This window comes from Streptomyces sannanensis (genome assembly GCF_039536205.1).
GTDB classification, from domain to species: Bacteria; Actinomycetota; Actinomycetes; order Streptomycetales; family Streptomycetaceae; genus Streptomyces; species Streptomyces sannanensis.
In genome coordinates this window covers 1,246,586-1,261,637 of record NZ_BAAAYL010000001.1, presented here as the reverse complement: position 1 = coordinate 1,261,637, position 15,052 = coordinate 1,246,586, and the positions used below count along the sequence as shown (strand labels likewise).

Genomic DNA, 15,052 nt, shown 5'->3' with positions numbered 1-15,052 from the left:
ATGGCAGACGACCACGCCGCGAGCCCCTTCCCGTTCCCCTTCACCGACCCGCCCGAGCTGTACTCCCAGCTCGCCCGGCTGCGGCAGGAGGAGCCGGTCTCCCGCGTCGTGCTGCCCAGCGGACACCACGCCTGGCTGGTGACGAGGCACCAGGACGTCCGGCAGGTCCTCAGCGACCAGCGGTTCAGTTCGGCCGGCACGGACATGCCCGGCCTGCCGAGCCTGACCTCCGTACCGTCGAAGCCGCCGGACGTCGTCCATATGAGGCACAGCGATCCGCCCGACCACGCCCGGCTGCGCAAGCTCGTGGCCCTGGCCTTCAGCGCGCACCAGGTCGAGCGGCTGAGGCCGCTCGTCCAGCAGGTGGTGGACCGGCTGCTGGACGAGATGGCCAAGGCGGGCGCCCCCGCCGACCTGGTGTCCGCTGTCACCGCGCCGCTGCCGCACCTGGTGATGTGCGCCGCGATGGGGCTGCCGGAGGAGGACGTCGACCCCATCCTGGCGCTGATCGCCACGGCCACCGGCGCAGGGCCTGCTGACGAGATCGTCGAGGCTCAGCGGCAGATGCGGGACTACATCGCCCGGGCGATGGACGAGCGCCGGGCTTCGCCGGGCGACGACCTGCTCAGTGCCCTGGTCGAAGCCCGCGACGAGCAGGGCGCACTGAGCGAGCCGGAGCTGATCGGGCTCGGCATCGCCATCGTCTTCATCGGCCACACCACACAGACCTCCCTGGTCACCGCCGCCGTGGAGAACCTGCTGCGCCACCCCGGCCAGTGGGCACGGCTTCGGCGTCACCCGGAATCGGTGCCCGTGGCGGCGGAGGAGATGCTGCGCTGGCATCTGGTGCAGAAGGACGGTCACCTGCGCATCGCCACGGAGGACATCACCCTGTCCGGGGTGACCATGCGCGCCGGTGATCCCGTGGTGGTCTCGGTCAACGCCGCCAACCGGGACCCCGCCGTCTTCGCCGATCCCGACCGTCTCGATCTGGGGCGCCCCGAGAACCCCCACCTCGCCTTCGGGGCCGGGATCCACCGCTGCCTGGCGCGTCACCTGGTCAGGACCGAGTTCCAGGTCGCTCTCTCCTCCCTGCTCTCCCGCTTTCCGGAGCTACGGCTCGCCGCGGCCGAGCCGGACGTCGTCTGGAAGGACGCACCACGCCTGCACGGAATGGCTGCGCTGCCCGTCGCCTGGTGAACCGCGCGCGGCCTGACGCCCCCGCACCCCTGGAGCCGTATTGTCCGCGCCCTTCACGCCCCCGCAGGACCTCTCCACCGCGTCCCCCCGCTCCCGCAAGGCGATCCGGGCGGGGGCGATCGGCAACCTCATCGAGTACTACGACGCGACGATCTACTCCCTGCTCGCCCCGGTCTTCGCCCAGCAGTTCTTCCCCACCAGCAACAAGGCGTTCGCGCTGCTCTACACCTACGGGCTCGTGGTGGGCGTCGCCTTCGTGGTGCGCCCCGTCGCCGCGATGCTGTTGTCGCCCTACGGGGATCGGCACGGCCGTCGCAAACTGCTCTCGCTCAGCCTGTTCATCATGGGATCGGGCCTGCTGCTCATCGGTCTGTCGCCCTCCTACCGCACCATCGGGGCGCTGGCGCCGGTCTGCCTGGTGCTCGGCCGCGCCACTCAGAACGTCTCCAACTCCGGCGAGTTCCAGGCCGCCTCCGCGTTCATCGTCGAACACGCCCCGCCCGATCGCCGGGCCTCGGCCGGCGCCGCCCAGTACATGACCGCCGGTCTCGGCATCCTGGCCGCCACACTGGTCTCGACGGTGCTCACCACCGTGCTCCCCAAGCAGATGCTGGCCGACTGGGGGTGGCGGGTGCCGTTCCTGATCGGCGCGGTCCTCTGCCTCTACGGTGTCCACCTGCGACAGGCCGTACCGGAAAGTCCGCTCTTCACCGGGCTGCAGGCCTCGGGCCGGGTCGAGCGCAGGCCGCTGTGGACAGCCCTCACACTGCACCGGCGAAGCCTGCTCCTGGTGATCGTGATTCAGTTCAGCCAGGTCACGTTCTTCACCTGGCAGGTCTTCCTGCCCACCTACGCGAACCTGGTCTCCGGTTTCCCGCTCAAGACCGGTCTGGCCCTGAACGCCGTCGCGCTGGCGGCCTTCGTGCTCGTACTGCCGCTGGTCGGTGCGGTCTCGGACCGGAAGACCGGCCGACGGCCTCTCATCATCGCCGAGGCCCTGGGCTTCGCCGTCCTCGCGTACCCCATGCTGCGCCTGCTGCAGCATCCGAGTCCGGCCGGCTACCTGCTGGTCGCGGTGGTCGGCAACGTGCTGCTGGCACTCACCTACGGAAACGCCGCCGCGGTGTTCTGCGAGCTGTTCCCCACCGGCATCCGGACCTCGGGCGTCGGCGTCGCGTACAACCTCGCCGTCACCGTCTTCGGCGGCAGCGCGCCCCTCATCGCCACCTGGAGCATCGCCCACGACCGTCCTCTGCTGCTGGCCTACTACATCGTCGCCCTGGAGGCCACGGCCGCGGTCGTCTTCCTCGTCCGGCTGCCGGAGACCCGTGGGACGACGCTGGAGACAGCCGGTGACCTGCGTGGCCGGGACGACCGTTCCGGCACACCGGAAGAGTCACCTTCTTCGATTCCTGAGTGAGGCATCGCCATTTCATATGAGACATTTAAGTCTCATTTGATGTATGCTCGTCTCATGGCCATGGATCGTGAACAGGTGCTGCGCACCGCTGCAGCCCTCCTCGCCCGCAAGTCGACCGCCACCATGGACGAGGTCGCCAGAGCCGCCGGCATCGGCCGCGCGACGCTGCACCGGCACTTCGCCGGGCGGGATGCGCTGGTCAAGGCGCTCGAGGACCTGGGCATCGAGGAGTGCGAGGCGGCCCTCGACCGGGCCCGGCTCGACGAAGGCCCGGCGGACGACGCACTGCGGCGGCTGATCGCCGAGATGGAGCCGGGCGCCGAGCTGCTCGCGTTCCTCGTCACCGAGAACCAGCTGTTCGAGGGCGACGAGATCAACGAGGGCTGGGCCCGGCTGGACGCCCGCGTGTCGGCGCTGTTCCGGCGCGGTCAGGAGCAGGGCGAGTTCCGGATCGACCTCTCGCCGGGCTGGCTGACCGAGGCCCTGTACGGGCTCATCGGCAGCTGTGCCTGGGCCGTGATGGACGGTCGGGTGGCCAAGAAGGACTTCACATACATGATCGCCGAGCTGCTGCTCGGCGGAGCACGACGGAGCGTGTAGAAATGACCAGTACCGCCCAGCGCACGACCGGGGCGGACACCACCGTGTACCGGCCGGGCCGCTGGCCGGCACTTGTCGTACTCGTCCTGGCCGTACTTCTGGTGGCTGTCGACGCCACCGTACTCGGCCTCGCGACCCCCTTCCTCAGCGAGGACCTGAAGCCGTCCGGCACCCAGCTCCTCTGGATCGGTGACGTCTACTCGTTCGTCATCGCAGGCCTGCTCGTCTCCATGGGCAGCCTCGGTGACCGCATCGGCCGCAAGAAGCTGTTGCTCACCGGCGCCGTCGCGTTCGGCGCGGTGTCCGTCCTCAACGCGTACGCCACCAGCCCCGAGATGATGATCCTCGCCCGGGCGCTGCTCGGCGTCGCCGGCGCGACGCTGATGCCGTCCACCCTGGCGCTGATCCGCAATATCTTCCACGACTCGAAGGAGCGCAGTCTCGCCATCGGCATCTGGGGCGCCATGGCGTCCGCGGGCGCGGCCGTGGGTCCGATGGTCGGCGGCTTCCTGCTGGAGCACTTCTGGTGGGGCTCGGTCTTCCTGATCAACCTGCCGGTGATGGCCGTTCTGGTCGTCGTGGGCGCCAAGCTGATCCCCGAGTCCAGGAACCCCCGGCGCGGACCGTGGGATCTGATCAGCGTCCTGTTGTCCCTCATCGGAATGATCGGTGTCGTCTACGCCGTCAAGGAGACGGCGACACACGGGCCGAGCACGGTGGCCGCGGCCACGGCACTGACCGGTGCGGCCGCGCTCTACGGCTTTGTACGCAGGCAGCTGACCCTGCCCACGCCGCTGCTGGACATGAGGCTGTTCCGGCACCGCGGCCTCTCCGCCGCGGTGCTGGCGGATCTGCTGACCATCCTGGGTCTGTCCGGCCTGGTCTTCTTCCTGTCCCAGTTCCTGCAACTGGTCCAGGGCAGGGCGCCGCTCGAGGCGGGACTCGCCGAACTGCCCGCCGCTGTCGGCGCGGCGGCGACGGGTCTGATCGCCGGTACGGCCGCACGCCGCTACTCCGTACGCGCCGTGGTCGCCGGCGGACTCGCGGCGGTCGGTGTGGCACTCGCCGCGCTGACCATGATCGGCCAGTCCACCGCGTACCCGGTGCTCGGCACGATCCTGCTGGTCGTCGGTATCGGGGCGGGCTTCTCCTTCACCGTCACCGCGGACATCATCCTGTCCAGCGTGCCCAAGGAGCAGGCCGGCGCGGCCTCCGCGGTCTCGGAGACGGCGTACGAACTCGGTGCGGCGCTCGGCATCGCCCTGCTCGGCTCCGTCGTCACCGGTGTCTACCGCGACTTCGCGACCCCGGCGGGCATACCGGCCGATGCGTCGGCCGCCGCGCACGAATCATTGGGCGGCGCGTTCGAGGCCGCCGCCACGCTGCCCGCGCGGAGCGGCGCGGAGCTCGTGGGCGCGGCACAGGAGGCGTTCGTCGAGGGTCTGCGGCTCGCGTCGGGCGTGGGCGCGGTGGTGCTGCTGGCGACGGCGGTCGCGGCCTGGTTCCTGCTGCGCGGCCAGAAGCTCGAGGAGGGCGTTGAGCACTGATGCAGTGTCGTACTGACGCACTGAACAGGGAACCGGGGTCGGTACTGGTGGGCCCTCGTATTCAACTGATGTGACCGGGAAATGACGCACGGAACCGCCCCTGCCAGGGGCGGTTCCGTCCGTCTGCGCCGGTCGGCGGACGGTCGCTCAGGCGGCCTTCGCCTTCGTGGCGTACATGTCGACGTACTCCTGCCCGGACAGGCGCATGACCTCGGTCATCACCGAGTCGGTCACCGCCCGCAGCACATAGCGGTCGCGGTCCATGCCGTCGTACCGGGAGAACTCCATGGGCTTGCCGAAGCGGACCGTGACCCGGCCCGGGCGCGGCAGGCCGGCGCCGCCCGGCTGGAGCTTGTCCGTGCCGATCATCGCGAACGGCACCACCGGCGCACCCGTCATCAGGGTGAGACGGGCGATGCCGGTACGGCCGCGGTAGAGACGGCCGTCGGGGGAGCGGGTGCCCTCCGGGTAGATACCGAACATCCGGCCCTCCTCCAGCACCCGGCGGCCGGTCATCAGCGCGGCGACACCGCCGTTGGCGCCGTCACGGTCCACCGGGATCATGCCGACGCCGGTGAAGAACCAGGCCATCAGCCGGCCCTTGGGACCCTTGCCGGTGACGTACTCGTCCTTGCCGATGAAGACGACCTGACGGTCGCAGACGATCGGCAGAACGATCGAGTCGATGAAGGTGAGGTGATTGCCTGCCAGGATCACGGGGCCGGTACCGGGGATGTTCTCTGCGCCTTCCACCCGAGGGCGGAACATCAGGCGCATGATCGGTCCGAGCACTGCCTTGATGAGCGCGAAGCGGGACAACGCATCCTCCGGTGTCGTGGGTGTCCGGCGAAGATTGTGCAGGTGAGGACGATACTCGCGGCTCAACGCTGATCGCACATCGGGTTCACGCATTCGATACGCAGAGTTGATGTGTGTTTCGGCCGTGTTCCGTCACGGGTCTCTCTGCCGTCACTGTGGCACGCCTACGATCGGGCCTCCGCAGAGATCAGGTGCTCGACATCACATCGAGGAGCTTTCATGACATCGGATGCGCAGAAGAGCCCGGGGCGCCGGACCGTTCTGGGCGCGGCGGTACTCGGAACGGCGGCACTCGGACTGCCCGCCACGGCCGCCCACGCCGACGAGCGTGAGGACCGGGGTTCCACGCATGCCGGTTACCGCAGCCTGCCCGTGCCGACGATCATCGCCCACCGGGGCGCCAGCGGCTACCGGCCCGAGCACACGCTGGGCTCCTACCAACTGGCCCTCGACATGGGCGCGCATGTCATCGAGCAGGACCTGGTCCCCACCAGGGACGGGCATCTGGTCTGCCGTCACGAGAACGACATCACGGGCACGACCGACGTCGCCGATCATCCGGAGTTCGCCGACCGCCGCACCACCAAGACGGTGGACGGGACGGCCACCACCGGCTGGTTCACCGAGGACTTCACGCTCGCCGAGCTCAAGACGCTGCGTGCCAAGGAGCGCCTCCCCGAGCTCCGCCAGGAGAACACCCTCTACAACGGCCGGTGGACGGTGCCCACCTTCGAGGAGGTGCTGCGCTGGGCGGACGAGGAAGGGCGCAGGCGCGGCCGGCCCGTATGGCTCCACGTCGAGACCAAGCACCCCTCCTACTTCCGCAAGCTCGGCCTGGGGCTGGAGGAGCCGCTCGCCAAGCTGCTGCGCCGCTACGGCCGGCACCGTGCGAACTCCCCGGTCTTCCTGCAGTCCTTCGAGCCGAGCAGCATCCAGCGCCTCTCCCGGCTGGTCGACTCGCCGGGCGTCGTCCTGCTCTCCGGGGCGAACTCGCGGCCGTGGGACTTCGTGGAAGCGGGTGACCCGCGCAAGGTCGCCGATCTCGTCAAGCCCGAGGGCCTGCAGTGGATCGCCTCCTTCGCCCAGGGCATCGGCCCCACCCTGGACCTGATCATTCCCAGGGACGCGAACAAGAAGCTGCTCACGCCGACCACGCTGGTGCGGGACGCGCATGCGCAGGGGCTGATCCTCCACCCCTACACGATGCGCAACGAGAACTCCCAGCTGCCCGCGGACTTCGACCGCGGCGCCGACGCCGACTACGGCGACGCGTTCGCGGCCTTCAAGCTGTGGTTCGAGCAGGGAATCGACGGCATATTCACCGACAACCCGGACACGGGTCTGCTGGCCGCCGCCGACTTCCGGCGCTGATGTCCTCGTACGGGTGACTGTCCTGCCCGGCCGGAACCTGCCCTCGCGCGCACCCGTCCAGCCGGGCATGACGTCGCTTGTGAACACCCCTGCCCTGAACGTCGTCGGCACCCTGCACCGACTGGTGGCCGCCGAGGCGGCTGCCGAGGCCGCGGCAGCCGCGGCCGACCCCGGCGATCTCGAGCAGACCGTCTGGGTGCGCCTGTTGGAACGACTGGAGCGCGAGGACCCGCCGGCCGACGCCGCGCGCTGGGTGCGGTCCGCGGTGCGCGCCGAGTCCCGCCGCGCCCGGCGCACGGCCGCCCGTGAACTCTTGTACGCCACCGAGCCCGCCGCCGGCCCCGAGGCATGCCCCGAACCGGCCGCGCTGAACGCCGAGCGGCGGCGCGCGCTGCGCACCGCGGTGGGCAGGACGCCCGGCCGCTGTCCACGGCTGCTGGCTGCGATGTTGTCCCCGGACGATCTCACCTACCGTGAAATCGCAGGAGAGTTGGGTATCTCACAAGGCAGCCTGGGGCCAATGCGTTCCCGCTGCCTGGGATGTCTGCGCAGAATGCTCGCGGCGGAGGTTGCGACTCCTGGACTTCGGGGAAAGGAGCGATAGACAACCGGCGGACAGATGAGCGGGAGGCATGCGCACATGGGTATGAGCGTGACCATCTCTGCGGCGAACGACCAGGACGCCGAGCAGATACTGAAACTGCAGTATCTCTGCTACCAGAGCGAGGCCGAGCTCTACGGCGACTACTCCATCGAACCGCTCACCCAGACCCTCGACTCCCTGCGTACCGAACTCGCCGCGGGCCACGCGCTCGTGGCACGGCTCGGCGAGGAGGTCGTGGCCTCGGTGCGCGGCAGTGTCGACGAGGCCGGCACGGTCCGGCTCGGAAAGCTCATCGTGCACCCGCGGATGCAGCGGCACGGCCTCGGCGGACGGCTGCTCAACGCGATCGAGGAGCACTACGCCACGCGCTTCGCCGCCAAGCGCTTCCAGCTCTTCACCGGCCATCGCAGCGAGGGCAACCTGCGGTTGTACCGCAGCCATGGCTACGCCCAGGTCGGCACCGAGCAGTCCGGTCCTCGGCTGACGATCGTCACGCTGGAGAAGGAAGCGCCCGCCGGGGCGTACGCGCCTCAGGCCTGACGCCTGGCCTTCCGGAGCCACAGCATTCCGGTGACCGGCAGGATCACCGGAATGAAGAGATAGCCCATGCCGTAGTCGGACCAGACGGTGGCATCCGGGAACGCCGACGGCTCCACCAGCGTCCAGGTCCCGACGGTCAGTACGCCCACCAGTTCGGCGGCGCAGCACATCAGCGCCGCCCGGCGTGCCTTCTCGCCGCCGCGGACGAGGGAGTACGTGATGAAGCCGTACACGACGGCGGCGACGGCGGAGAGCGTGTGGGCGAGCGGCGCCCGGTCGAACTCGGTGAGGATCTGATAGACGGAGCGCGACACCGCGCCGACGGACATCACACCGTAGAGCCAGAGCAGCAGCAGACCGGGCCCCTGGACCAGCCGGTCGGGGGCCTTCTGCTCGGTGGCGGACTCGGTCACATCAGCCTCCCCAGATGTCGTAGAGCCGTACTTCGAGCACGGCCAGGACCACGGCGCCGGCCGAGACCGTCACGGAACCCCAGCGGGTCCGCTCGGCCAGCGACAGGAATCCGGCCGCCGGGATCGTCGCGAACGCGCCGATCAGATACGCGAGGAAGATCGCCGTGCCCTGCTCCGGCTTCTCGCCGCGCGCGAGCTGCACGATGCCGGTCACCAGCTGGGCCAGGGCGAGTACCGTCACCACGGCCATGCCGATGAAGTGCCAGTCCTTGGTCGGCTGGTCGCGGTATGCGGCGAAACCGCACCAGGCGGCGAGAGCGAACGCGGCCACACCGATTGCGACCGTCAGGGCGTCAAGCATGCGCCCGAGCGTATTACGGCCCAATGATCCCGATGCGCGCGCCCCCGGTGTGCGGTGCTGGGGGTTGGTGCCGGTTGCCGGGTGCGGCTCGGGGGTGGTCGCTGGTCCGGGGGTGCTGCCGGTTGCCGGGTGCCGCTCCGGGGGTACTGTCCGGGCCGGGCACGCTGTGTTTTTCCGGGGCGTGACATCAGCGGCTGCGCCGCGGGCCCCGGACCTCCGTACGCCGCGCGTTCTCGGAGTCCGTGACGTCGCCCGGCACGTTCGCGCGTCACACATCACGTTCTACGGCCCGGCCAGCACCCCCTGCGCGTCCCCCTTCGACTGCTGCACGGTCGTGCCGTGGGCACAACCGGACCATCCGGCCCGCCCCCGATCAAGCCAGTCCTGGGCGGACCCTGGGTGTACCCCCAGGGGTAGCTGGGGGAGTTTGAGGACGGACACACCGGACGCCGCATTCACCAGCGGAGACCGTGGCCTTGGCCACAGCCGCCCCCGTCCCGCAGCGGCCGCGAGCCGTGTCCTTGCAGGTCACTCCGGGTGGGTTGAGAAGATCTCGGCCGCCGTCGGGTCCGCATGGCGGGCCCGGCCTGTCCGCTATACGGACGGGCGTCTTCCGTTCCGTGGCCTCTCTGCTTTACTTGCGGCCATGACCACGACGAGCAACCGCACCCCTGCGACCGAGGCGACCATGACGCCCGGTGCTCGTCGCATGTGTCGAATGTGCGCCATCTGAGGGTCCCTGAATTCACGCCTCGCGCCCCGAAGCGAGACCGAGAGCCCGGCCGCGTCCGTCTGATCCGGACCGGGCCTGCCCCCAGCGCACACGTTGCCCTCCGGTCACCCACCGAATCGGCCGTGCCGCGTTTCCAGACGAATGCCCCGTGCCCGGCGGAATCCGCGCCGTGCACTCGACAGTGACGGAAATCCTGTGATCACCACCAACGGCCTCACCAAGGTCTATCAGTCGCGTGACCGCGAGGTCACCGCCCTGGACGGAGTCGACCTGCACGTCCGTGAGGGCGAGGTGTACGGCGTCATCGGCCAGAGCGGCGCCGGCAAGTCCTCCCTGATCCGCTGTGTCAACCTCCTGGAGCGCCCCACCGCCGGCACGGTGACCGTGGACGGCGTCGACCTCACCGCCCTGGCCGGGAACGGCCGCCGCGCCAACAAGGCGCTGCGCGAGGCCCGCAGCCGTATCGGCATGGTCTTCCAGCACTTCAACCTGCTGTCCTCGCGAACCGTGCAGGCGAATGTCGAGCTGCCTCTGGAGATCCTGGGCGTCTCCGGCAAGGAGCGCACCCGCAAGGCGCTGGAGCTCCTCGACCTGGTCGGCCTCGGCGACAAGGCGAAGGCATACCCGCAGCAGCTCTCCGGCGGCCAGAAGCAGCGCGTCGGCATCGCCCGCGCCCTGGCCGGCGACCCCAAGGTGCTGCTCTCCGACGAGGCGACGTCCGCGCTCGACCCCGAGACCACCCGCTCCATCCTCCAGCTGCTGCGCGACCTCAATCAGCAGCTCGGCCTGACCGTCCTGCTCATCACCCACGAGATGGACGTCGTCAAGACGATCTGCGACTCGGCCGCGCTGATGAAGAAGGGGAAGATCGTCGAGTCCGGCACGGTGAGCGAGCTGCTCGCCACCCCCGGCTCCGAGCTCGCGCATGAACTCTTCCCGGTCGGCGGCACGGCGTCCGCCCCGGACCATACGGTCGTCGACATCACCTTCCACGGTGCGGCGGCCGGCCAGCCGGTGATCTCGCAGCTCGCCCGTACGTACAACATCGACATCTCGATCCTCGGCGCCGCGATGGACACGGTCGGCGGACGCCAGATCGGCCGGATGCGCATCGAACTGCCCGGCCGCTTCGAGGAGAACGTCGTACCGATCGGCTTCCTGCGCGAACAGGGACTCCAGGTCGACGTCGTCGATCCGAACGCCGCGACCTCGATCCCGGCGCAGCTTGTGAAGGAAGGTGCCAAGTGAGCTGGTCGGAGATGCAGCCGCTGCTCAGCCAGGGAACCATCGACACCCTCTACATGGTGCTGTGGTCCACGGTCGTCGCCATCATCGGCGGACTCCCGCTGGGCATTCTGCTGGTCCTCACCGACAAGGGCGGACTGCTGCAGAACATCGTGGTGAACAAGGTCGTCGGCACCATCGTCAACATCGGACGCTCGCTGCCGTTCATCATCCTGCTCATCGCTCTCATTCCCTTTACGAAGCTGATCGTCGGCACCTTCATCGGCCCGACCGCCATGATCGTGCCGCTCGCCATCGGCGCGATCCCGTTCTTCGCGCGGCTGGTCGAGACGGCGATCCGTGAGGTCGACCACGGACTGGTCGAAGCCGTCCAGGCCATGGGCGGCGGTATCCCGACCATCGTCGGGAAGGTGCTGCTGCCGCAGGCCCTGCCCTCGCTGATCTCCGGGCTGACCACCACCGTCATCGTGCTCATCGGCTACTCGGCGATGGCCGGCGCCGTCGGCGGCGAGGGCCTCGGCAGCAAGGCCATCACCTACGGCTACCAGCGCTTCGAGACCGGGTTCATGCTCGTCACCGTCGTCGTCCTGATCGCGATCGTCACCGCGGTCCAGCTCATCGGTGACGGCGCGGTACGGCTCCTGGCACGCCGCGGGCGTACCGCCTCGTAGGCCCTGTCCGGCCGATCATGCCGGGCTCGCGACGTCCGGTACCGCAGCTCTCCGCGTTGCCGTCGGTCGCCGATGTCCCCAGCGCTGTCGCTGGGAGGTGCCCCCACCGCATGCGTGGACATCAGCCGCTCCGCGGCGGGCCCTCCTCCGCCGTGCGATGCACGGCACCACGAGACACCAGCCGCTCCGCGGCGGGCGCTCCCTGATCCGGCCTGATCGACCGGACAGGACCTAGACCACACCCCCGCAGGGCCCGTACTCCTTGTCCGGGCGACAACCCGCACCACCAGAAAGAGGCACTTTTCGTGCGTAACACCGTCAAGATCACCGCGGCTGCCGCCGTAACCGCCGCCCTCGCCCTCGGCCTCACCGCCTGCGGCACTTCCTCCGACCCGGCCGCCCAGGCCGAGGGAGGCAAGACCGACGAGAGCAAGCCGCTGGTCGTCGCGGCCACGCCGGTCCCGCACGCGGACATCCTGAAGTTCGTCAAGGACAACCTGGCGGAGAAGGCAGGCCTCAAGCTGGAGGTCAAGGAGTTCACGGACTACGTCCTGCCGAACACCGCCACCGAGAGCGGCGAGGTCGGCGCAAACTTCTTCCAGCACAAGCCGTACCTCGACGACTTCAACAAGAAGAACGGCACGCACATCGTGCCCGTCGTGAACGTCCACCTGGAGCCGCTCGGCCTCTACTCCAAGAAGGCCAAGGCCGTCACGGACATCAAGTCCGGCCAGACCGTCGCGGTGCCCAACGACACCACCAACGAGGGCCGTGCGCTGCACCTGCTCGCCGACAACGGCCTCATCACCCTCAAGGACGGTGTCGGCACCGACGCCACGCTGTCCGACATCAAGGACGACAAGGGCCTGAAGTTCAAGGAGCTGGAGGCGGCCACGCTGCCCCGCGCCCTGAACGACGTCGATGCCGCGGTCATCAACGGCAACTACGCCATCGAGGCGGACCTCAAGCCCGCCAAGGACGCCCTGGCGCTGGAGAAGTCAGAGGGCAACCCCTACACCAACTTCCTCGCCGTCAAGCAGGGCAACGAGAACGATCCCCGGGTGAAGAAGCTCGCCGAGCTCCTCAACTCCCCCGAGGTCAAGAAGTTCATCGAGGACAAGTACGACGGCTCGGTCATCCCGGCCTTCGGTGCCGCCAAGTCCTGACGCGCCGAGATCCCCTGACGGCAAGGCCCCGCGAATCGACGGCGGTTCCCGGGGCCTTGCCGTGTCCACCCGGCGATGCGCATCGTCAGGCCGATGCTGCATGCTGTGCACTTACGACGGTCTTCGGCTGGAGCTGCGCATGACTACCACCTTTCCGGACATCTCCATCAGCACGGACCGGTTGGTGCTGCGCCCCTTCGAGGAAGCGGACATCCCGGCGCACATCGAGATGATGAACGACGAGATGGTCACCGCCTGGACCTCCGTCCCACATCCGTACACCGCCCGGGACGCCGAGGACTGGGTCCGCAGGACCGCTCCTGCCGAGCGCGCCGAGGGCCGCGGCATTGTCTTCGCCGTCACCGAGTTCCTCACCCAAAGGCTCGTCGGCACCGTCCACCTCCAGAACACCGACTGGCGCACCCGTGCCACCGAGGCCGGCTATGTCACCGCCCCCTGGGCGCGTGGCGAGGGCTATGCCACCGAATCACTGCTCGCCGTGGCCCAGTGGCTGTTCCGCGACCAGGGCTTCGAACGCCTCGAGCTCCGCACGGCCGCCGACAACACCGCCTCCCAGCAGGTCGCCCAGAAGATCGGCTGCGTCAGCGAGGGCGTGCTGCGCAACGCGTGGATAGCGCGTACCCAGACGGAGGACGGCGGCTGGACCGACATCCGTACCGACCTCATCGTCTGGAGCCTGCTGCCCGAGGACCTGGAGGGCGTCGCCGACCAGATGGCCGACGTCGGGGGATACGGCTACACCGACTGGAACTGACCTGAAGCGGTCTCCGGTCCGGACCAGGTAGTGTCAGCCTGCCCTCCCCCAGAGCTGCGCCTGGGGGTACCCCCACTCGCTTCGCTCGCCCAGCAGGCAGCGTTCGACCTGCGACGACCCCAGGAGACAGACGACGATGGCCGACCGGGTCACGGTGATCGGCTGGGACGGATCGCCCCTCACCGCAGCGGCCAGGTCCGCCCTCTCCGCCGCCACCCTGGTGGCCGGCGCCGCCCACCACCTGGCGCTGCCCGAGGTGCCGCCGAACGCGGAGCGGATCCGGCTGGGCAGCGTGGACCTTGCCGCCCGGCACATCGCCCGCCACCGCGGCAGCGTGGTGGTCCTCGCCGACGGCGACCCCGGGTTCTTCGGTGTCGTACGGACCCTGAGAGCGCCCGAGCACGGGCTCGAGGTCGAGGTCGTGCCCGCCGTCTCCAGCGTGGCCGCCGCCTTCGCCCGGGCCGGTATGCCGTGGGACGACGCCAAGATCGTCGTCGCCCACCCCCGTACGCTCCGCCGCGCCGTCAACGTGTGCCGGGCGCACCCCAAGGTCGCCGTGCTCACCTCCCCGGGCGCCGGGCCCGCCGAACTCGCACTGCTGCTCGACGGCGTCCACCGCACCTTCGTCATCTGCGAGGAGCTCGGCACCGAGCGTGAACAGGTCACCGTCCTCACCTCCGACAAGGCCGCCGACCACACCTGGCGCGATCCCAACGTCGTCATCGTCATCGGCGGCGCCGCGGCCGCACAGGGCGGCTGGCTCGCCGGCGACTCGGCCGACCCGGTGCGCGGCTGGGCACTGCCCTCCGAGGCCTACGGCCACGCCCCGGCCGGCGAGGGCGAGTCGGCCGGGCTGCGCTCCGCCCAGCTCGCCCGGCTCGGGCCCCGTGTGGGCGACCTCGTCTGGGACATCGGCTGCGGCGGCGGCGCCTTCGCGACCGAGGCCGCACGCTTCGGCGCCGCGGTCATCGCCGTGGACACCGACTCGGCGGCATGCGCCCGTACCGAAGCCACCGCACGCCGCTTCGGCGTCCAGCTCCAGGTCGTCCACGGACGCGCCCCCCATGTGCTGGAGAACCTCCCCGAGCCCGACGTCGTGCGCGTCGGGGGCGGGGGAGAGGCCGTGGTGTCCGCCTGCGCCGACCGGCGGCCCGAACGTATCGTCACCCATGCCTCGACCCGCGACGAAGCGGAGGCCATCGGCACCGCGCTGACCGAACACGGATACGCCGTGGAATGCGCCCTCCTGCAGTCCGTCGAACTCGATACCGACGCCTGGTCGGAACGCGAACGCTCGGTGGCGTTCCTGCTCTGCGGCAGGCGTCCGGACCGAGCCCCCTGACCAGGTCAGGCGCGCTGCGGGAGGGTAGGCTGACCGATCGTTGTACCGCAGTGGGGCGTTCGGCGTTCCGTTCGCCAAAGTCCTCAAAAGGGGGCCGGTTTGGCGCCCTCTGTGGTACGGCGAACCGGAGGACGCGCGACGTGGCGCAGTCCACAGCGGGCCGTGGCCGGAATGACTGTCACGGCGGCGAACGGCCGCGACAATACTTGTTGTCCGCGGGCCGATCGCACCGCGCGGCGCGCGCG

Annotated in this window: 15 protein-coding genes; 12 read left to right on the top strand and 3 right to left on the bottom strand. The window is 69.7% G+C overall.

Annotated elements, in window-relative coordinates:
• Genes ABD858_RS05750 through ABD858_RS05735 form a run of 4 tightly spaced genes read left to right on the top strand, consistent with a single transcriptional unit; the run spans position 1 to position 4,767 of the window.
• A complete protein-coding gene (locus tag ABD858_RS05750; protein WP_345035008.1) occupies positions 1-1,200 on the top strand; it encodes a cytochrome P450 in 1,200 nt (399 codons plus the stop codon).
• A 40-nt stretch (positions 1,201-1,240) separates the two neighbouring features.
• A complete protein-coding gene (locus ABD858_RS05745; RefSeq protein ID WP_345035006.1) occupies positions 1,241-2,620 on the top strand; it encodes an MFS transporter in 1,380 nt (459 codons plus the stop codon).
• A gap of 54 nt (positions 2,621-2,674) precedes the next feature.
• Positions 2,675-3,220, top strand: coding sequence for a TetR/AcrR family transcriptional regulator (locus ABD858_RS05740; protein ID WP_345035005.1), 546 nt, complete (start codon positions 2,675-2,677; stop codon positions 3,218-3,220).
• Between the two features lie 2 nt (positions 3,221-3,222).
• Positions 3,223-4,767, top strand: coding sequence for an MFS transporter (locus ABD858_RS05735; RefSeq protein WP_345035004.1), 1,545 nt, complete (start codon positions 3,223-3,225; stop codon positions 4,765-4,767).
• Between the two features lie 147 nt (positions 4,768-4,914).
• On the opposite strand, the gene ABD858_RS05730 is transcribed toward ABD858_RS05735, so the two are convergent.
• Positions 4,915-5,544 carry a lysophospholipid acyltransferase family protein gene (locus ABD858_RS05730; RefSeq protein ID WP_345044283.1) on the bottom strand — a complete coding sequence of 210 codons (630 nt, stop codon included), beginning with the start codon at positions 5,542-5,544 and terminating at the stop codon, positions 4,915-4,917.
• A gap of 261 nt (positions 5,545-5,805) precedes the next feature.
• On the opposite strand from ABD858_RS05730, the gene ABD858_RS05725 reads away from it, so the two are divergent.
• From ABD858_RS05725 to ABD858_RS05715, 3 genes are all read left to right on the top strand, one after another.
• On the top strand, positions 5,806-6,957 hold the full coding sequence (locus ABD858_RS05725) for a glycerophosphodiester phosphodiesterase (protein ID WP_345035003.1): 1,152 nt from the start codon (positions 5,806-5,808) through the stop codon (positions 6,955-6,957).
• A 67-nt stretch (positions 6,958-7,024) separates the two neighbouring features.
• Positions 7,025-7,561: a sigma-70 family RNA polymerase sigma factor gene (locus tag ABD858_RS05720; RefSeq protein ID WP_345044280.1), complete on the top strand. Its 537-nt coding sequence runs from the start codon at positions 7,025-7,027 to the stop codon at positions 7,559-7,561.
• A gap of 36 nt (positions 7,562-7,597) precedes the next feature.
• A complete protein-coding gene (locus tag ABD858_RS05715) occupies positions 7,598-8,101 on the top strand; it encodes a GNAT family N-acetyltransferase (protein WP_345035002.1) in 504 nt (167 codons plus the stop codon).
• Here the strand turns inward: ABD858_RS05715 and ABD858_RS05710 are convergent.
• Both ABD858_RS05710 and ABD858_RS05705 read right to left on the bottom strand, forming a co-directional pair.
• The gene (locus ABD858_RS05710) at positions 8,092-8,514 is read right to left on the bottom strand and encodes a hypothetical protein (RefSeq protein ID WP_345035000.1); all 423 of its coding nucleotides are present in this window, start codon (positions 8,512-8,514) and stop codon (positions 8,092-8,094) included. The two genes, ABD858_RS05715 and ABD858_RS05710, sit on opposite strands and share 10 nt — an antisense overlap.
• Before the next feature lies 1 nt (position 8,515).
• The gene (locus tag ABD858_RS05705) at positions 8,516-8,875 is read right to left on the bottom strand and encodes a hypothetical protein (protein WP_345034999.1); all 360 of its coding nucleotides are present in this window, start codon (positions 8,873-8,875) and stop codon (positions 8,516-8,518) included.
• A gap of 928 nt (positions 8,876-9,803) precedes the next feature.
• Here ABD858_RS05705 and ABD858_RS05700 point away from each other — a divergent pair.
• The 5 genes from ABD858_RS05700 (at position 9,804) to cbiE (ending at position 14,807) form a co-directional block, all read left to right on the top strand.
• Positions 9,804-10,856 carry a methionine ABC transporter ATP-binding protein gene (locus ABD858_RS05700; RefSeq protein WP_345034997.1) on the top strand — a complete coding sequence of 351 codons (1,053 nt, stop codon included), beginning with the start codon at positions 9,804-9,806 and terminating at the stop codon, positions 10,854-10,856.
• Entirely contained in the window at positions 10,853-11,524 is a 672-nt protein-coding gene (locus ABD858_RS05695) for a methionine ABC transporter permease (RefSeq protein WP_345034996.1), read from the top strand. Before ABD858_RS05700 ends, ABD858_RS05695 begins: the two co-directional genes overlap by 4 nt.
• 305 nt (positions 11,525-11,829) lie before the next feature.
• Entirely contained in the window at positions 11,830-12,690 is an 861-nt protein-coding gene (locus ABD858_RS05690; RefSeq protein WP_345034995.1) for a MetQ/NlpA family ABC transporter substrate-binding protein, read from the top strand.
• Positions 12,691-12,790: 100 nt separating this feature from the next.
• Entirely contained in the window at positions 12,791-13,465 is a 675-nt protein-coding gene (locus ABD858_RS05685) for a GNAT family N-acetyltransferase (RefSeq protein WP_345034993.1), read from the top strand.
• A 136-nt stretch (positions 13,466-13,601) separates the two neighbouring features.
• Positions 13,602-14,807: a precorrin-6y C5,15-methyltransferase (decarboxylating) subunit CbiE gene (gene cbiE, locus ABD858_RS05680; protein ID WP_345034992.1), complete on the top strand. Its 1,206-nt coding sequence runs from the start codon at positions 13,602-13,604 to the stop codon at positions 14,805-14,807.
• Positions 14,808-15,052 lie beyond the last annotated feature (245 nt).